Genomic DNA, 18708 nt, shown 5'->3' on the forward strand with positions numbered 1-18708 from the left:
TTATTTTTAATAAATTTGCCGGGCTTTCTGTAAAGCCCCAACGGGATGTTCCTGGTCTGCCAGGCGAACATCCTGAACGGCGTTGCTTTACATAAAGATTTTTATGCCGGATTCCGGGGGAACAAATTGTTTTTTCACTAACTCCGAAAATATTATCTAAAAACATTGCTAACACCGTTTAAAAATGACAGCCAACGATCAAAAAATTGCCGTGATAGGTTTAGGATACGTAGGATTACCCCTTGCCATTGAATTTTCCCGGAAATACCCTGTACTGGGTTTTGATATAAATGCCTCCCGCGTAAAAGAGCTTTCGGTTGGCGATGACCACACCAACGAAGCGGATATCGAAAGCCTGAAAGCCATGCTCCTTTCGGGCAAAACGAACGGAGGCAGCGGGTTGAAAGTCTCTTCAGATGAAAAGGACCTTGCCGGTTACAATATTTTCATAGTAACTGTACCCACGCCGATCGACCAGTTCAAGGCTCCGGACCTGAGACCTTTGCTGAAAGCGTCGGAGATGCTGGGCAGGCACCTGAAAAAAGGAGATATCGTGATTTATGAGTCTACCGTTTACCCCGGCTGCACGGAAGAAGATTGCGTGCCCGTACTTGAAAAGTTCTCGGGCTTGCGGTTCAATTCGGATTTCTTCTGCGGTTATTCCCCGGAGAGGATCAATCCCGGCGACAAGATCAATACCCTCACAAAGATCAAAAAAGTGACCTCCGGCTCTACGCCGGAAATAGCGGAAAAGGTGGATGCGCTTTACCGCAGCATTATTACGGCTGGCACCCATAAGGCGCCCAGCATTAAGGTGGCCGAGGCTTCCAAAGCGATCGAGAATGCGCAGCGCGACGTGAACATCAGCTTTGTGAACGAGCTCGCACTGATATTCGACCGCATCGGCATCGACACTACGGACGTGATCGAAGCCGCCGGCACCAAATGGAACTTCCTGAAATATAAACCCGGGCTGGTTGGCGGCCACTGCATCGGTGTGGACCCTTATTACCTCGCGCATAAAGCGGAATCGTTAGGTTATCATCCCCAGGTGATCCTTTCCGGGCGGCGCGTGAACGACAATATGGGTATGTTCGTAGCCAATAAAGTAGTGAAGCTCATGATCAAAAAAGGGCATAAGATCGACGGTGCAAGGGTGCTGATACTGGGCGTTACCTTCAAGGAAAACTGCCCGGACGTACGCAATTCCAGGGTGGTGGACATTTACGGGGAACTGTCCCAGTTCGGCGTGACGGTGGACGTATATGATCCCCATGCTTCCAAAGAGATCGTACATGAAGAATACGGGATCACCTTATGCGATCAACCAGGCACCGGTTACGATGCGGTGATATTGGCCGTTTCGCATAACGAATTCCTCGCGATCGATTTTTCTAAAATCACCAATGGGAAAAACGGGGTGATATTCGACACGAAATCGTTCCTCGACAGAAGTCTTGTGGACAGCAGACTCTAAGACTTTAGACTGATTCTCAATAGATTAACTTTTAGCTGTATTTTTAAATAAATTTGACGATCCTATCCTGCGCTCCCTGAACGTGGCAGGAAGTTTGCGGAAGAGGACCAACATTTCAAAATAATTCGGGAACAGCTTTTTATCTGAACATACATGAAGAAATTATTATTTGTTCAATTTTTTTTGCTGGTTGGGCTATGTACATATGCACAAGTGCCTTCTCCCGCGCAGATGCAGCAAATAAAAATAGAGAACCTGTCCGATGAACAGATCCGTCAGATTGTGAGAGAGATGAAACAGAATAAGGTTTCGCTTGATCAGATAGATAGCTATGCCCAGCAAAAAGGAATTCCTCCGGCAGAGGCGGTCAAACTAAAAAGCAGGATTAAATCGCTGAACCTGGAAGCAGAGCTGAACGGCGCGCCCGCTGCCAGTTCAACGGATCAATCGTCAGAACGAACTGTCGATGAGGGTACGGTCACATCGGCAAAGGATATACAGCCTATGACGGAAGCGGAAAAAAGAAGATCGAAGATCTTCGGTACAGAGCTTTTCAGCAACAAGAACCTGACCTTCGAGCCGAACCTCCGCATGGCCACTCCTCCCAATTACCGCCTGGCAGCGGGTGACGAGCTGGTGATAGACGTATATGGTTATTCGGAAGTGCAGCACAAGGTAAAAGTAACGCCGGAAGGCCATGTGCGCATTCCTTACCTCGGGCCTGTGTATGTAAACGGGCTTACCGTTGATGAAGCGAAGAAACGCATCACGACGCAGCTTGCCACCATTTACGGCGGCATCAAGTCCGGGAACACTTTTGTACAGGTATCTCTCGGCAGCATCCGCAGCATCCGCGTATTGCTTATCGGGGAAGTGGTCCGCCCCGGTTCCTATACACTTCCTTCACTTGCTACCGTGGCCAATGCATTGTATGTTTCGGGGGGGCCGGATGAAAACGGTTCTTTCCGCTCCATCCAGGTGATCCGGAACGGGCAGCCGGTTGCGGATTTCGATCTTTATGACTTTCTCAGGAACGGCGACCTGAGCAACAATATCGTATTGCAGGACCAGGACATCGTAAAGATCAATCCATATAAAACGCGGGTAGAGCTGAGCGGAGAAGTAAAGCGGCCCGCCATTTTCGAAGTGAAGCCGGGTGAGAGCCTGCAGGACGTCATCGATATCGCTGGCGGATATACGGATCTTTCCTATAAAGAAGCCATCCGGGCATACCGGATCAACAATAAAGAGCGGGAAGTGCTCAACATTTCCGCTGCAGAAATTGCGTCTTTCCCTCCCCGTTCCGGCGACCGGTATTTTGTGGAGGGCATCCTGGATCGTTTCACCAACCGTGTGCTGATCTCCGGCGCAGTGTTCTACCCGGGTGAATATGCGCTTGAAAACAACATGACCGTAGCGGACCTGATCAAAAAAGCCGCGGGTGTAAAGGAGGATGCTTCCCAGGGGCGCGCCATCGTTTTCAGGCAAAATGAAGATCTCACGCCCTCCTCGCTCAGCTTCAGCCTGCAGGACGTGCTGTCTGGCAAACAATCCGTATCGTTGCGCAGGGAAGACAGCGTGGTGATCTATTCTAAACTTGCATTGCATGAAGATTACCAGATAAAGATCAGCGGCGAGGTGAACAACCCGGGATATTTCAAATACGCGGATTCTCTTCGCGTCGAAGACCTGATATTGATGGCGGGCGGACTGAGCGATGCCGCATCCCTCAAAAGAGTGGAGGTAGCCAGGCGTATCCGCGGAAAAGAATACAGTCCTTCGGATTCCGCCATAGCTATCGTAGCACAGTTCGAAATCACCGACGATCTGAAACCGGTGAACGGATTTGCCCTGCAGCCCTTCGATGAGGTAATGGTAAGAAGGTCTCCCACCTATGCGGAACAATCCTCCGTTTCCATCGATGGCGAAGTGGTATATCCCGGCACCTACGCCATCAATTCCAAACGCGAGCGTATTTCCGACCTGATGAGAAGGGCCGGCGGCCTGAAATCCGAAGCTTATGCGGAAGGAGCATTGCTGCTGCGCAAAACCTTCACTAATGCTTCCGACAGCACGCTGCTCGAAAATAAGCTCCAGGTATATTACAACAAGCTGGAAGACAGCTCGGACATCAACAAATTACAAAGTTCCGTTACGCAAAAAAACCAGCTGCTGGGCATCAGCCTGAATGAGATCATCAAAAATCCCGGCTCCAAGTACGACCTGTACCTGGAAGAAGGCGACGAGATCAAAATCCCCAAAAGACTGCAGACGGTCCAGCTTTTCGGGGAAGTATATTTCCCTAAAAAAGTAAGATACGACAAGAGCGTCTCCTTCAGGGACTACATCCGCGGGGCCGGCGGCTTTACGGACAACGCGCTGAAAAGAAGAAGCTACGTGGTATATGCAAACGGGGATGTAAAAGGTGCCCGGAAAATACTGTTCTTTAACAGCTATCCCAAAGTGAAACCCGGCGCAGAGGTATATGTGCCGAAAAAAGGCGAGAAAAAAAGCTTGTCCAGCCAGGAAGCCCTCGGCATCACCACCGGCATCGCTTCATTGGCGTTGATCATCGTGACCGTATTGGAAAAGATAAAATAGTATTCAAAAGTACTTTGTAATTAATACATTCATGGAGCAGACAACACTCCCTCCGCACAACAAGGACGAAGAACTATCGATAAAAGAACTGATCCTGAAGATCCGAAGCTGGGTACGTTATTTTTCAGGCAAATGGAAAATAATCACCGTGCTCGGCTTGTTGGGCGGAGCGCTCGGCTTTTTATACGCAAGTTTTCAAAAAACACAATACCTCGCCGAGCTCACCTTCATCCTGGAAGATAATTCGTCCAACCCACTCGGGTCCTATTCGGGTATAGCCAGCCAGTTTGGTGTAGACCTGGGGGGAGCTTCTTCATCCAACGGCCTTTTCACGGAAGACAATATCCTCGAATTTCTGAAATCGCGGCTGATGATAGAAAGAACACTGCTTTCAACCGCTGTTTCCAACGGCAAAAAAATAAGCCTGGCCGACTTCTACATCGAAATGACAGGCGCGCGGAAGAAGTGGGAGCAGAAAAAAAACCTCAAAGACGTTTCTTTCCCTTTAAATGCCAACCGCGCGGATTTTTCGCTTATGCAGGACAGTATCCTGAATGTCATTTACTCCAATATCGTCGAAAAAAACCTTGAGGTTGGCAAACTGGATAAAAAGCTCAGCTTCATCGAAGTGAAATGCACGTCTCCCAATGAAAAGTTCTCCAAGGCCTTTATCGAAAGACTGGTGAAGGAAGCCACCGAGTTCTATGTACAGACCAAAACAAAACGTCATAAATCCAATGTGGACAGGCTGCAGGAAAAAGCCGACTCGGTGGAGCGCCTGCTGAACCAGAAAACATATTCCGTTGCCGCCACGCAAGACCTGAACCTCAACCCAGCGCGCAGCGTTGCCGGTGTAAACCTGGAAGTGGGCACGAGAGATAAGCTGGTGCTGCAGACCATGTATGGGGAAGTGATCAAAAACCTGGAGATCAGCAAAATGGCCATGCTGCAGGAAACACCTATCATCCAGATCATCGACACCCCGATACTCCCGCTGGAAAAAGTAAAGGTAAGCAGGCTGAAAAGTCTCATACTCGGCGGCATGATCGCGGGGTTCCTCATCATACTGTTCCTTTTCGTCAAAAAACTTTATAACGAAAGCATGCGATAATATGCTGCGGAAGCCCAGGCCATGCAGTATTTAATAAATAAAAGATGTTCGACAACGCCAAATTCAAGCTGATTCTTGTCGCAGGTGCCAGACCCAATTTCATAAAAATTGCGCCTTTAATGCATGCCCTGCAAAACCACCCGGCTATTCACGCCATCCTCGTTCATACCGGGCAACACTATGATGAAAAAATGTCTGACCTCTTTTTCAGGCAGCTGAATATTCCCCAGCCGGATATCAACCTGGAGGTAGGCTCGGCATCGCATGCCGTTCAAACCGCCCGCATCATGGAAGGGTTTGAGCAGGTTTGTCTCAAGGTAAAGCCGGATATGGTGCTGGTTGTGGGAGATGTGAACAGCACGGTGGCCTGCACCCTGGTAGCATCCAAAATGGGCATCAAAACCGCGCACTATGAAGCCGGTCTCCGCAGCCGGGACCGCTCCATGCCGGAAGAGATCAACCGCCTGGTAACCGATTCCATCAGCGATTATTTTTATACCACCAGCATCGATGCAGACGAAAACCTGCTGAAAGAAGGGGTAGACGCCTCGACGATACATATGGTAGGCAACCTGATGATAGATACGCTGGCAAAAAATCTTCCCAATATCAACAGTTCTGCACTGACGCTGAACCTCATCAATAAAGACCGGTCCATCGCCTGGGGAACCGATTTCACCAAGGATAACTTCGGCGTAATGACCTTTCACCGTCCTTCCAATGTAGACGACAGGCAACAACTGCTCACGCTCGTAAAGATCTGGGGCAAGATCGCCGCCCATATGCCTTTGCTGTTCCCCATCCACCCGAGGACCTATAAAAATATCCAGCTGTTCGGGCTGCAGGAAGAAGTAGATAAAATAGCACAACTCTATCTCGTTGAATCGCTCGGTTATTTCGAATTCATTTCCCTGGTAAGGAATGCCCGCTTTGTGCTCACCGATTCCGGCGGTATCCAGGAAGAAACCACATACCTGAACATCCCCTGCCTCACTGTACGGCCGAATACCGAAAGGCCTGTGACCATCTGGGAAGGCAGCAATAAACTGATAAGGATAGAAGATATAGAGGATGAGATCATGCTTATCCTGAAAGGACAGGGCAAAAAAGGCAAAGCCCCGAAATTCTGGGATGGCCATACCGCTACGAGGATCGTACAACTGATCGAGAAAATCGCCGGCAAAACAGCGTATGCCGTGCAGCATCAGTAGGTGGCCAATTATCCGAAAAACCTTTGTTACTATGAATTATCTGTTTAAAAAAGTTGACGAGTTCTATAATAAAAAAATAGACGGCAGGGGATTGGCCGTATTCAGAATTCTTTATTGCCTTGTGCTGCTCGCAGAAGTGATCCAGTTCTTTTACTTCAGGCACCTGGTATTTGATAAGATCCCCTTCATCGAGGAAGGCCCTATAGATCCCACCATCCCTATATTATTATGGATAGCCTGCATCATTTTCCTGGTATTCGGATGTTTCACAAGGCTGGCGAGCATCGTCAACTATTTATTTTCCCTGATATTCATCGGCACCATCACCTCATATGAGTACCATATGTTCTACGTGTACATGGGGCTGAACTGCCTGTTCATCTTTCTGCCGGTTTCTCAATGCTGGTCTCTGGACAGACTGTTTAAAAAGCTAAGATACTCCGGCATCCATACTCAGTACGATCCTCCAATGACCGTTCCTGCACTGGCTTATACGCTGCCCGTATTTATCACCGTCGGTTATGTATATATCGATTCCGTATTTTTTAAGATCACGTCCTATAATTGGATGAGCGGCCTGGGTATGTGGGTGCCTTCCTCGCTGCCCATGATAACCCATTCCAACGCCTCCTTTCTGCTGGACAACGAATTCCTGATCAAATTCCTGGGTTACCTCACGCTTGCCTTCGAAACAGTATTCGTTTTTCTTTTCTGGTTCAGGAAGTTCAGGGTTCCCCTGCTGATCATTGGTCTCGGCTTGCATATCGGCATCCTCGTTCAGTTCCCTATTCCCTGGTTCGCACTTGGTTACTCAGCGATCTACCTGCTAATGGTGCCGGTGAAGGTCTGGAAAAAGTTATTCACCAGGACCAAAGCCTCCAGCCCTGTACTGACGTTCTATTACGACCTGGAGTGTCCGCTTTGCCTGCGAACCAAAATTGTCATCGAACACCTGGACGTTGCCGGTAAAATAAAATTTGCATCCGTACAGTCATACGCATCCGCGGAGCCCGCATTAAAAGATATTCCCGAAGAAACACTTCTGCTTGACATACACAGCGTCGATAAAAAAGGAAAGGTCTACAAAGGCGTAGATAGTTATATCCGGGCTTTCCGGAGCATTTTCTACCTGAAACCGCTCAGCTGGCTGCTGCGCATACCCGGGATCTATCATCTTGCCGGAAAAGTTTACCGGTTCACCGCGGAGAACAGGACCAGGCACAGGTGTACTGAAGCCAATTGCGGCTTCAAGCCGCAGATACTGCCCGGTGCGGAGAACCAGGTGAAGATCATGGAGAACATCTCCCTGAAAGATCTGAAAGTGGCTGGCATCCTGGCCGGTGTGCTGTTCCTGACCTTGCTCCAGCTGAATACGACCTATAACTCCGCGTTCATCAAAAATCTCCGGGAAAGCTCCGGTTTTGAGAGCACGAAGCCCGGAAGGACGATCGGGAAAGCGTCCACCGGTCTTTCCATCATCACCAGGACCCTTTTTGGCATTACCACTCATGCGGTGTTTATGGATTTTCACTTCAACAAGTATAACCACATCATCGCCATCACCTATAAACCGCAGGACGGCGGAGCACCGGTATTCCTGCCGATCATCGATGAGAAAGGCATGCCCGGCTTCTATATCTATGGCCCCAACTGGGTAAAGTGGACATTCCGCGTAAATGCGCCCAATGTGAATACCCGGGAACTGGAAACAGGCATCAGGGACTTTACCGCCTTCTGGGCGCACAGAAATAATGTGGATCTCAACAACGCGACATTCGAAATACTTGTAAAAAAGGTGGAAACTCCCGTTATCTGGAGAAAACATTTCCTCGAGGAACAGATCCGGCATCCATGGCAGTCTGCCGGCGAAATAACCTGGGAGAACCGCCAGTTTAAAGTAGTAAGTTTATCGCCCATTGAATCACTGTGACCGGTATGAACGAAAGATCCCTTATAATAGGAGCTAACAGTTTCATAGGAAGTTACCTGGCACGGGCCATCCAGCCTTTCAGGGAGGTGACAGGCGTATATCATCAAAACACCGACCGCCTGCCTGCCGGAATGCGGCAGGTACCGGTGGAGCAGCTCGGCGTGTTGGAAACCGGCTTTCGGGAAGTCTATATCGTGAGCGCATTTATACAGCGCGGTAAATGGGATGTGCAGGCGCGGAGAAAAGCTTTCCGGACGAATGTGGAACTGGTGGGAGATATCTGCGAAAAGTTTGCCGGCAGCAGGATCATTCTCTGCTCATCCGTATCGGTTTATAACGTACAGGAAGATACGGTCACCGAACAAAGCAGCAAGAGCGCCCTCAATGAATACGGCGTATCCAAGCTATGGAGCGAAAAGATCGTGACAGGGACAGATAATTTCGCCCTTCTGCGGTTCTCTTCCGTTTTCGGCACCGGCATGAACATGGATACCATCCTGCCGCAATATGTTAAACAGGCGCTGGAGCGGAAGGAGATCACTGTTTACGGGGAAGGCAAACGGCTGCAAAATTACCTGCATGTACAGGACGCCGCCGGATATCTTTGGGCTGCCGCCAACAGCCGGGAGAATGGCGAATTCCTGGCCTGCGCGCCTGAAAGCATCTCCAACCTCGACCTTGCCAGGCTCATTGCGGAGGAAACGGGCAGCGTGGTGAAGTTAACAGGTGAAGATCATTCGCCGTCTTTTGTATACAACAATACGTTCACTGCCAGGACCCTGAAATATCATCCGGGCGTATCCATGCAGGAAGGCGTGAAAGAAATTATAAAATGGATAAAAAAAGAGTTTTAGTTACGGGTATCGGGGGCAATGTGGGCCAGGGAATCATCCGTAATATCCTGAAATGCAATTACGACGTCGAGATAACCGGGACGAATATCAGCAGTTTTTCCGCGGGCAACCACCTGTGCGACAGGTTCCACGAAGTGCCGTATGCCTATGATCCGGCATTTCTTCCCGCCATCCGCGCCATCGTGGAGCAGGAAGGCATAGACCTCGTTATCCCTTCCACCGATTACGAAGTATATTACCTCTCGGCGAACAGCGCCTCGATCGGCGCGAAAGTGGCTGCTTCCGGGCCGGTAGCGGCAGAGCTGTACCTGGACAAATTTCTTAGCTACCAGCATCATAGCCGGCATAATATTCCCTTTGCGGCATCCCTGCTTCCCTCCGCATACCAGTCGGAATTCGACGGGATCATTGTAAAGCCCAGGAAAGGCCGAGGGTCCAGGGGACTGCACATCAATCCTTCTGACCTCACGCCCTACAGTGACGAAGAATACATGGTGCAGCGGTTTGCAAGAGGAAAGGAGATTACTACCGCTTTTTATGTGACCAGGGAAGGCAAGCTGCATGGTGCCATTACCCTCATGCGCTCCCTGGAAAACGGCGCCACATCGCAATGCCGGGTGGTATTCGATTACGATGACGCGCTCGTTCCCATCCTGCAAAAAATGATCGCGCATGCCGATATCAGGGGCGCTGCGAACCTTCAGTCCATCGTGACGGAAGAAGGTGAGATCGTGCCCTTTGAAGTGAATTGCAGGATATCCGGCACTAATTCCATCAGGTCTAATTTCGGGTTCGAAGACGTTAAATATACCTTGCAAGAATACCTGTACAATACCAGTCCGGACAAACCGGCCATCAAACCCGGCGTAGCCGTGAGGATACTGATGGATGTCATTTACCCGGATGTGACCGATTTCGATCAATGTAAGGACAATTCCGCAGGGTTTCACATCTTTTAACACCAGGCACCGATGAAAAAAGAACCGATCAGATACATACTTTTCGACGCTGCCAACACCTTGATACACAAACCGCTCATTTGGGACAGGATGGAGGCGGTATTCCGCCGGCATGGCCTTCAAGTGGACGGCAGGGCGTTGCGCATACATCATAAACTGATCTCGGAACTGATCGAGTTCCCGGACAAAACCTCCGCGGAATTTTATCATCAATTCAATTCCGAATTGCTTTTCTCCCTGGGCATACTCCCCGGGGATGCTTTACTGAAAGACATCTTCGACAGCTGCACCTATCTGCCCTGGGAGAAATTCGACGATACGGCGATCCTCTCCCGGACCGGCCTGCCGATGGGCGTACTGTCCAATTTCAATAACGGGCTGGGAGGGGTCATGAACAATCTGTTCGGCCACCTTTTCACAGACATCATCGTATCGGAAGAAAGGCAGTTAAGAAAACCGGACGCTGCATTTTACGAGCTCGCCCAGGAGGCCATCGGCCTACCGGCTGACCAGATCCTGTACATCGGCGATTCCCTGAAACTTGATATATTGCCGGGAATACGGATGGGCTGGAATGTATTACTGATCGACAGACTGGAAATATTTACGGCGTCTCCCCTGTCCATACCCTCCCTTGAACGAATAAAAAACTATCTGTAACATGAGTGCAGGGAATATGAAACGGCTGGCCATCATCGGCTCCGGGGATCTCGGGCAGCAAATAGCCTATCATGCCGGGCACGATAACCATTACACGATAGCAGGTTTTTTCGACGATTTTAAGAAACCCGGTGAAACCGCCGGCGCATATACCGTATTAGGGGGCCTGCCGGACGTACTCGAAAAATACCAGGAAGGTATGTTTGACCACCTGATGATCGGGATCGGCTATAAACATTTCGAGAAACGCCGGGAATGTTTTGATGCCTTTGCCGGCCAGATCCCTTTCGGGAGGATCATTCATTCGCAGTCCAGCGTGGACCCATCCTGCCGGATCGGCGAAGGCGCGTTCGTTTTACCAGGCTGTGTGCTCGACCAGCAGGTGGTGATCGGTGAAAATGTACTGATCAACGTGGGTTCCTGCATTGCGCATGACTCGCAAATCGGACGGCACACCTTCCTTTCTCCCCGCGTGGCAATAGCAGGATTCACGACAGTAGGCGAATGTTGCAATATCGGCATCAATACCACCATTATCGATAATATCCGGGTCCAGGACAGGGTACAGACCGGCGGAGGCACAGTTGTGATACGCGATCTTGACCAGCCCGGCCTGTACGTAGGGAATCCGGCCCGTTTTGTTCGATAACAATAAAAAAAGTAATAAGCTATAATGATGAATCCATTAATTCCATTCAATAAACCGTACCTGACCGGGAAAGAGGCGCACTATATATACCAGGCCGTTTATTCAGGCAAGATATCCGGTAATGGCATCTATACAAAAGGTTGCCAGCGTTTTTTTGAAGAACGTTATGGGTTCAAAAAAACCCTGCTGACCACCTCCTGCACCGACGCCCTGGAAATGGCCGCCATACTGGCCAACATTCAGCCGGGGGATGAGGTCATCGTTCCCTCCTATACGTTCGTATCTACCGCCCTGGCGTTTGTACGCGAGGGTGCTAAAATAGTTTTTGCGGACAGTTGCGCTAACAACCCGAACATCGATGCGGACAAAATCGAGGCGCTCATTACCGAACGTACCCGTGTGATCGTGCCGGTTCATTATGCCGGCATTGCCTGCGATATGGACAAGATCATGCAACTGGCGGAAAAATATAACCTGCTGGTGATCGAGGATGCGGCACAGGCGATCGATTCGTTTTATAAAGGCCGGGCGCTGGGCGCTATCGGGCACATGGCAGCATTTTCTTTCCATGAGACCAAAAATATCGTTTCCGGCGAAGGCGGCATGCTGGCCATCAACGACGACCGGTTCGCCGATCGCGCGGAGATCATATGGGAGAAAGGCACCAACCGCGCGCAGTTCTTTCGGGGTGAGATCAACAAATACGGTTGGGTTGATACGGGCTCATCCTTCCTGCCTTCCGAGATTGTCGCCGCATTCCTCTATGCGCAGCTGGAAAACCTGGACGATATCCAGCGCAAACGCAAAGAGATCTGGGGCCTGTACGCATCCGGGCTGGCCGGCCTGGCGGAAAAAGGCCTCATTACGCTAACAGATATCCCGGATTATGCAACAAACAACGCGCATATGTTCTATATCGTATGCCGCGACCTGGATACCCGCTCAAAGCTGATCGAGCATCTCAAAGCCAGTAACATCCACAGCGTTTTCCATTATCTTAGCCTGCACAAAAGCGACTTCTACAGCGCCAGAAGCGGCAAAACGGCTTCGCTGCCCAACAGCGACCATTATACGGACTGCCTGCTGCGCCTGCCGATGTATTTTGAGCTGACGCACGACAATGTGAGATTCATCACAAAAGAAATAGTTGATTTTTTCAATGATCCCTCTTAAGCTGCTGTGAAATGAAGTATGTGCATGTGATCGTCAATACGGCTTATACCGCTCCTTTTATTTCGTTTGTCAACACACATTTTAAAGCGGAGGAGCATTTTTTTTACGTGATCGGCGGCTGGTCTGAAGAAACGGTGCGCGTGCCGGTATCAGGCAACGTGCGCTCCCTTTATCACACCAGGCATCTATTGAACGGATTCCGCATGCTGAAGGACATGAACGTTTCCAAAAAGATATTCATTCATGGCCTGTTCAGCCCTTATATATTATGGGCGCTGGTTACCCAGCCATGGCTGCTGAAAAAATGCAGCTGGGCCGTTTGGGGAGGAGACCTCTACCATTACCAGGTGCCGCGCGAAACGCTGCGGCTCAAAGTGGAAGAATGGCTCAGAAGGATATGCATCAAACGTTTCGGGGAGCTAATCACCATCAAAGGCGATTATGAGCTGGCGCAGAAGTGGTACGGTGTAAAGGGAGTTTACAAATATGCCATGTATTCCACTCCGCTTAAGATCGCGGAGATAGACCAGATCATCCGTTCCGGCCAGCCGAAGGTCGACACCGGCGTTATTTCCATCCAGATCGGGAATTCAGCGGCTTATGAAAATAATCACTTTGAAATAATCGATCTTTTAAAACAGTACCGCGATCAGAATATTAAGATCTATGCATTGCTTTCCTATGGTGAGAACGACTATGCGGAAAAGGTCATTGCCTACGGCCGGTCGGTATTTGAAGATAAATTCGTACCTGTCAGGAACTATATGGAATTCAAAGATTTCGTTCTGTTCATGAACAGCATGGACCTGATCGTATTCAATCACAAGCGGCAGCAGGCGCTGGGCAACCTGTTGCTGGCCACCTATCTTCAAAAGAAGGTGTTCATCAGCAGCGAAAGCAGCCTTTGGGGATTGTTCACCGACGAGTTCGGGATGATGATGGAAGACACTCAAAGCATCAGGGACCTGGATTATGAAAGGTTTAAAACGAAAAACCAGGCGGGCGTTGAAAGGAATAAAATAAAAGCGGATGTGATCCTGGACGAGAAATTTATTATTGGATTATGGGACGCCCTGTTTGATAAATAACTAAGCATGAACATCGTCAAAAAATTCCTTTCTTTTTCCATAGGCACATGGATTGGCGCCATAATCGGAATCATCACTATTCCGCTTTCCACCTATTTTTTTTCCCCCGAAGATTTCGGCAAGGCATCCATTTTTACATTGGCGTTGAATATCCTGATGCTGTTCACGCTTTTCGGCATAGACCAGGCTTTTATCCGTTTTTTTTATGAGGAAAGAACCGAAAAGCTGCTCAGCAAATGCCTGGTGCTCACCACCGCCGTTTATCTTTGCCTGATGGGCGCGCTGTTCGTTTTCAGGCAGGAAGTGTCCATGTACCTGTTCGACGTTTATTCCCCTGAAATGATCCTGCTGTTAGGCGTCGCCACCATCGTCAATGTGCTGAACAACTACGCCGCCTCCATCGTAAGAATGAAACAGGAAGGCCTCATCTATTCCATCATCCAGATCGCCCTGCGTTTTCTTGAGCTGGCATTTATCCTGATATTCCTGCTTTTCATGACGCGGGACTACGCGCTGCTGGTATATGCCAAAGCCGCATCCCTGCTGCTGGCCACGATCTATGCCATTTATGTGACAAAAGAAACATGGGCAAAAGTGGAAGCGGCGCCGGGGCAATCCACCTATTCCTATAAAGATATTTTTAACTTCAGCTATCCCCTGGCCTTTACCAACCTGGTCACCTGGGCGCTTCAGTCCATCGACAAGCTGGCGCTGAAGGAATGGGCTACCCCCGAAGAGCTCGGCGTGTATTATGCCGCATTCAAGGTGGTGCTGGTACTGCAGATCATCCAGACCTCATTCACCACCTACTGGATCCCGCTGTCCTACGAACGTTTCCACCAGTACCAGGACAAGGAGGTGAATCAGGTATTTTTTGGCAAGGTGAATCAGAACGTATCCGTAGCCATGCTGCTGTTCGGCGTCGGGCTGATCATGTGCAAGGACCTGGTATCCATTGTGCTGGGCGCAGAGTACAGGTCGGCAGTATCCATGATCCCGTTCCTCATTTTTATGCCCGTCATGTACACTATCGCAGAAACCACCACCATCGGCCTCAATTTTTTCAAGAAGGTGAAACTGATCCTGCTGATATCCGTCATTACGCTGATCGTCAACCTCATCTGCAATTACCTGCTGGTGCCGGCCTATCATGGCGTTGGCGCAGCCATTGCGCTGGGTGCTTCATCCATCCTGTTTTTTATCCTGCGTACCCATTTTTCCCTGCGGTATTTCAGGGCGGATTATAAGCTGCTGAAGTTCTACGCCATGCTGTTCCTGGTGGTCTGTTACGCGCTGTTCAGCACGTTTTACCCGTGGAGCCCGTTGAATACAGCCGCGGGCATCCTGTTGTTTATTTTAATATTTGCCTTATATTCCAATACAGTACTGCCCGAAATCAAAAAAATCATTGCGGGGGACAAGGTAGCCGGTTAAACTAAAAATATGCTGATCACCGTTTTATTCATATTACTTGCCGCATTGAGCTTCTACCGGAGAGACAACGGCAGTACGGTAAAACTGGTATTTCTGCTGCTGCTCATCATCTCCTTCTTCCTTTCGTTCAGAGCGGATTTCGATACATACAAGGCTTTTTTCGACCACATCGATTCCCTGGTCACTGTGCTGGCCAGCGGCAATTTCAAATCATTTCAAAGCGAAGAGAATTTTGAGATAGGGTATGTGCTGCTAAATTCCTTTCTCAAAATATTTACCGACCAGGTAGCGGTATTGTACTACATCTGTAATGCATTTGTACTCTTCGTAGTATATATTTTCATAAAAAATAAGTCCCTGAATATCTATAAGCTCCTGCTGACTTATTTCATGTTCGTATTCATCTCCATCCAGGTAACCATCCTGCGGCAGGCCATTGCCATTGCCATTTTCTATTTCAGCATCCGGTACCTGGTAAAGCGTGAATTCTGGCGGTATTTATTATGCATCGTGGCGGCTTCGTTGTTTCACAGGACAGCAATGTTCCTGTTACTGCTGTATTTCCTGGTAAAACGCACCTATTCCACGAGGTTTTTGCTGATCCTGTTCTTCGTTGGAATGCTGATCTTCGTGCAGATCATTCCTTTTTCGGCTTTAGGCGCGTTTGAATCCATTACCCAGTACCTGCTCCCTTCCATCGGTAATAAGCTGGCATATTATATTTTCCAGAACAAAAACCTGGAAGCTCCTGCCAGGTTTACCCAGGGCATCTTTGAAAACGTCGGTATCTTCTTTCTGCTGCTTTGGATCAGGCGCACGCTGATCAAAAAGGAATTATATTCCGCTTTTATGAATATCTGCTTCAATCTGTCTCTTTTGTATATATTTATATATATATATTTATTTGATCTGATTACATTCACATACCGGATCAACTATTACTTCATATTTTTTAAATTTTTCCTTATCGTCAAGTTTATAGAAACGATGGAATCAAAAGAGCACCGTTTCATCGGAAACGTGACCCTTATCTCATATTGCGCTATCATGTTAACAATCAGGTTGATACAAGGCTATTAGGGCGTGCGTGACAGCCTGTATGACATTCTTTCATAATTTATTTATTGTCAATCTTTTATAACTTATCTGAAATAAATTATTTTTGCGGATCAATTCTTGTTCCGGAGAATGCCCGGGTTTAACCCTCAATGTAGACTTTCAGGTTAAACTTGGTGAAAATGAATAAAATAAATCATAATGTATTCACTAATATTAACTGGCAGTCGCGTCCCAATCATCTCCTCCGCTCCCGGGAAGCACACATTCCGGAAATGGGAAACCTCATTAAAATCGAACCGCATCTAAAGCAAGCTTAAGCGCGATATTTTATGGCCAAAGTTTTATTGATCCAGAATTATATCACCAACTATAACCTGCCAATCTATAACCTGCTCAGCGAAGAACCGGGTGTAGAGCTGACAGTGGCTCACTTCGGGGAGAAGGTCAAAAATGAAAGAAAATTCAGTGAACTGATCCTGCATGAAAACAAAAAAGGGCCTTTTCATTTTGCCCAGGAAAACCTTCGTGCTATTTGCAACGAATATGAGGTCGTGATCAGCCTGGGTGATATACACTGGGTGCCGCTAATGATGCTGGGAAAGATGATAAACCGGAAGTTCAGGCTCATCTACTGGGGCATTGGCGTATCCGCTTCTTATAAAAACAGGTTCGACGAGAATAAAAGATGGGATTTCCTGAGATATTTTTTCATGCGCGGCGCGGATGCGCTGGTTTTCTACAGCGATTACCCCGTTGAAAAATATAACAAAAAAGGCTTCCCCAGGGAAACGCTGTTCGTAGCCCACAATACAGTAGAGGTGCCCCGTTCCGCTCCTTCAAATGCAACGAGGGATAGCCTCCTGTTCGTAGGCACCCTGTACCGCGAAAAAGGCATCTTCGAGCTGCTGGATGCTTACCGGGAAGCTCATCGCATCAATAGCGGCCTGCCCGCACTGAATATTATAGGTGGAGGCGACGATTTTGAAAACGTGGCACGATGGATAAAAGAAAAAGAGCTTGCGGACAAGATCCGTATGCACGGAGCGATTTACGACAACAAAAAACTTGAAGGATATTTCTCCCGGGCCCTTGCCTGTATATCGCCCAACCAGGCCGGCCTGTCCGTGCTGATGAGCATGGCTTACGGCGTGCCCTTTGTGACCAGCGTCAACGCCATCACAGGAGGAGAAAGATTCAATATTCAAAATAACGAAAACGGCATTTTATATACGGACGCTGCGGAACTGGTAAAAGTATTGGGCGACATTAGCATCGCTCCCGGGAAATACATCAGGATGGGCGAAAAGGCGAAGGATTTCTATGATAATTTCAGAACGCCCCGGCACATGGTAAAAGGGTTCGTTGACGCAATAAACTTTGTACAATCAAAAAAGCTCAGGTAAATGGCAAATATAATCGATCTGAAAACTTTCACTGATTCAAGGGGCAACCTCACTGTAGTGGAAAAAGTCATCCCATTCGATATAAAACGGGTATTCTATATTTACGGCGTGGATGATTCCGTGCGGGGCAAGCACCGGCATAAAAAGACCCTCCAGGCCGCCATTTCCATACAGGGCTCCTGCAGGATCATGAACCAGTCGGGAACCGGGCAACCTTATCAGGAGTTTACACTGGATTCTCCCTCCAAATGCCTCATAATCAATCCTGAAGACTACCATTGGATGGACCGGTTCTCCAAGGATTGTATACTGATGGTATTTGCTTCGGAGTTTTATGACGCGGGAGATTATATATTTGAACCATACGAACAATGATCATTTTCTACCGGCTTATTCCAGCTTAACAATATCCTTATGAAAATAAAACACTACGCTGTTTTTAATAACGAATCGGAAAAACTGAACTGGGAGCGTCTCAGGAATGATGCTACCGAGTCGTCCTATTTTCTGCCCTACACAAAAGAGGAGTACCTGAAAAAGGTGGATACCGCCGCCCCATCGGACATGACAGCCATTATCATCAGGGAAATCAAAAAAACAGGCTGCGATCATCTCTTCTCGTTGGGCTCCGGCGTGGCTGCCCAGGAATATCAGATCAAAAAATTCTCGGACCTGCGGGTGGTAGTGTCCGACTACAATCCGTCGGTATTGCGGTTGAAAAGTTTCGGCGTGTTCGATGATGCCGTGATGCTCGACGCGTTCAAGGATAAAATTCCTGTGGATAAAGACTGCATCATGCTGTTCCCAAGGATCGACACCGAATTTGACGATGAGGCCCTCCGGTCGCTCTTCGAAAAATGCGCGGGGCTGGGCATCAAACATATCTGTTTCATTCCCGCACAGCTTCTCGATTTTTCCGTGGTCGTTTCGGAGATCAAAGTGATGCTGCTCAGCGTACTCAAAAGGAAAAAAAGAGTGTTCTGCGGCTATTCCAGGACGAAAGCGGCTTTTAACAAGATCTGGGGCGACTTTTACCGCATTTCCGGGGAGTTTAACCCCGGCAAAGAATTTTTCTTCTTACAAGCAATAAAATGAACGT

Annotated in this window: 16 protein-coding genes; all 16 read left to right on the plus strand. The window is 48.6% G+C overall.

Annotated features, from left to right (window positions below; genetic code table 11):
- Positions 1-184: 184 nt before the first annotated feature.
- Entirely contained in the window at positions 185-1477 is a 1293-nt protein-coding gene (locus J7I43_RS13570) for a nucleotide sugar dehydrogenase (protein WP_209146220.1), read from the plus strand.
- Between the two features lie 504 nt (positions 1478-1981).
- Positions 1982-4078, plus strand: coding sequence for an SLBB domain-containing protein (locus tag J7I43_RS13575; protein ID WP_209146221.1), 2097 nt, complete (start codon positions 1982-1984; stop codon positions 4076-4078).
- A gap of 31 nt (positions 4079-4109) precedes the next feature.
- Positions 4110-5189, plus strand: coding sequence for a hypothetical protein (locus J7I43_RS13580; RefSeq protein ID WP_209146222.1), 1080 nt, complete (start codon positions 4110-4112; stop codon positions 5187-5189).
- A gap of 44 nt (positions 5190-5233) precedes the next feature.
- Positions 5234-6400: a non-hydrolyzing UDP-N-acetylglucosamine 2-epimerase gene (gene wecB / locus J7I43_RS13585; RefSeq protein ID WP_209146223.1), complete on the plus strand. Its 1167-nt coding sequence runs from the start codon at positions 5234-5236 to the stop codon at positions 6398-6400.
- A gap of 31 nt (positions 6401-6431) precedes the next feature.
- Complete coding sequence (locus J7I43_RS13590) at positions 6432-8330, plus strand: DCC1-like thiol-disulfide oxidoreductase family protein (protein ID WP_209146224.1); 1899 nt, start codon at positions 6432-6434, stop codon at positions 8328-8330.
- Between the two features lie 5 nt (positions 8331-8335).
- Positions 8336-9184 carry an NAD-dependent epimerase/dehydratase family protein gene (locus J7I43_RS13595; protein ID WP_209146225.1) on the plus strand — a complete coding sequence of 283 codons (849 nt, stop codon included), beginning with the start codon at positions 8336-8338 and terminating at the stop codon, positions 9182-9184.
- A complete protein-coding gene (locus J7I43_RS13600; RefSeq protein WP_209146226.1) occupies positions 9163-10143 on the plus strand; it encodes an ATP-grasp domain-containing protein in 981 nt (326 codons plus the stop codon). Before J7I43_RS13595 ends, J7I43_RS13600 begins: the two co-directional genes overlap by 22 nt.
- Before the next feature lie 12 nt (positions 10144-10155).
- Positions 10156-10803, plus strand: a complete 648-nt coding sequence (locus tag J7I43_RS13605) for an HAD family hydrolase (protein WP_209146227.1) — start codon at positions 10156-10158, stop codon at positions 10801-10803.
- 1 nt (position 10804) lies between these two features.
- Complete coding sequence (locus tag J7I43_RS13610; RefSeq protein ID WP_209146228.1) at positions 10805-11452, plus strand: acetyltransferase; 648 nt, start codon at positions 10805-10807, stop codon at positions 11450-11452.
- A 24-nt stretch (positions 11453-11476) separates the two neighbouring features.
- Positions 11477-12625 (plus strand): dTDP-4-amino-4,6-dideoxygalactose transaminase, encoded by a 1149-nt coding sequence (gene rffA / locus J7I43_RS13615; RefSeq protein ID WP_236023366.1) that lies wholly within the window; start codon positions 11477-11479, stop codon positions 12623-12625.
- A gap of 11 nt (positions 12626-12636) precedes the next feature.
- Positions 12637-13713 carry a TDP-N-acetylfucosamine:lipid II N-acetylfucosaminyltransferase gene (locus J7I43_RS13620; RefSeq protein WP_209146229.1) on the plus strand — a complete coding sequence of 359 codons (1077 nt, stop codon included), beginning with the start codon at positions 12637-12639 and terminating at the stop codon, positions 13711-13713.
- A 6-nt stretch (positions 13714-13719) separates the two neighbouring features.
- Positions 13720-15147: a lipopolysaccharide biosynthesis protein gene (locus tag J7I43_RS13625; protein WP_209146230.1), complete on the plus strand. Its 1428-nt coding sequence runs from the start codon at positions 13720-13722 to the stop codon at positions 15145-15147.
- Positions 15148-15156: 9 nt separating this feature from the next.
- On the plus strand, positions 15157-16227 hold the full coding sequence (locus J7I43_RS13630) for an EpsG family protein (RefSeq protein WP_209146231.1): 1071 nt from the start codon (positions 15157-15159) through the stop codon (positions 16225-16227).
- Between the two features lie 308 nt (positions 16228-16535).
- Positions 16536-17609 (plus strand): glycosyltransferase family 4 protein, encoded by a 1074-nt coding sequence (locus tag J7I43_RS13635; RefSeq protein WP_209146232.1) that lies wholly within the window; start codon positions 16536-16538, stop codon positions 17607-17609.
- Positions 17610-17984 (plus strand): sugar 3,4-ketoisomerase, encoded by a 375-nt coding sequence (locus J7I43_RS13640; RefSeq protein WP_209146233.1) that lies wholly within the window; start codon positions 17610-17612, stop codon positions 17982-17984.
- Between the two features lie 39 nt (positions 17985-18023).
- The gene (locus J7I43_RS13645) at positions 18024-18704 is read left to right on the plus strand and encodes a hypothetical protein (protein WP_209146234.1); all 681 of its coding nucleotides are present in this window, start codon (positions 18024-18026) and stop codon (positions 18702-18704) included.
- Positions 18705-18708: the final 4 nt, after the last annotated feature.

The sequence above is a fragment of the Chitinophaga chungangae genome, from assembly GCF_017742215.1.
Taxonomy (GTDB): domain Bacteria; phylum Bacteroidota; class Bacteroidia; order Chitinophagales; family Chitinophagaceae; genus Chitinophaga; species Chitinophaga chungangae.

Bases quoted from the DNA above. Each gene is read 5' to 3' on its own strand.
- wecB (WP_209146223.1), top strand. From the start codon at position 5,234: ATGTTCGACAACGCCAAATTCAAGCTGATTCTTGTCGCAGGTGCCAGA.
- J7I43_RS13570 (WP_209146220.1), top strand. From the start codon at position 185: ATGACAGCCAACGATCAAAAAATTGCCGTGATAGGTTTAGGATACGTA.
- J7I43_RS13635 (WP_209146232.1), top strand. From the start codon at position 16,536: ATGGCCAAAGTTTTATTGATCCAGAATTATATCACCAACTATAACCTG.
- J7I43_RS13620 (WP_209146229.1), top strand. From the start codon at position 12,637: ATGAAGTATGTGCATGTGATCGTCAATACGGCTTATACCGCTCCTTTT.
- J7I43_RS13590 (WP_209146224.1), top strand. From the start codon at position 6,432: ATGAATTATCTGTTTAAAAAAGTTGACGAGTTCTATAATAAAAAAATA.
- J7I43_RS13600 (WP_209146226.1), top strand. From the start codon at position 9,163: ATGGATAAAAAAAGAGTTTTAGTTACGGGTATCGGGGGCAATGTGGGC.
- J7I43_RS13625 (WP_209146230.1), top strand. From the start codon at position 13,720: ATGAACATCGTCAAAAAATTCCTTTCTTTTTCCATAGGCACATGGATT.
- J7I43_RS13580 (WP_209146222.1), top strand. From the start codon at position 4,110: ATGGAGCAGACAACACTCCCTCCGCACAACAAGGACGAAGAACTATCG.
- J7I43_RS13605 (WP_209146227.1), top strand. From the start codon at position 10,156: ATGAAAAAAGAACCGATCAGATACATACTTTTCGACGCTGCCAACACC.
- J7I43_RS13595 (WP_209146225.1), top strand. From the start codon at position 8,336: ATGAACGAAAGATCCCTTATAATAGGAGCTAACAGTTTCATAGGAAGT.
- J7I43_RS13630 (WP_209146231.1), top strand. From the start codon at position 15,157: ATGCTGATCACCGTTTTATTCATATTACTTGCCGCATTGAGCTTCTAC.
- J7I43_RS13645 (WP_209146234.1), top strand. From the start codon at position 18,024: ATGAAAATAAAACACTACGCTGTTTTTAATAACGAATCGGAAAAACTG.
- J7I43_RS13640 (WP_209146233.1), top strand. From the start codon at position 17,610: ATGGCAAATATAATCGATCTGAAAACTTTCACTGATTCAAGGGGCAAC.
- rffA (WP_236023366.1), top strand. From the start codon at position 11,477: ATGATGAATCCATTAATTCCATTCAATAAACCGTACCTGACCGGGAAA.
- J7I43_RS13610 (WP_209146228.1), top strand. From the start codon at position 10,805: ATGAGTGCAGGGAATATGAAACGGCTGGCCATCATCGGCTCCGGGGAT.
- J7I43_RS13575 (WP_209146221.1), top strand. From the start codon at position 1,982: ATGACGGAAGCGGAAAAAAGAAGATCGAAGATCTTCGGTACAGAGCTT.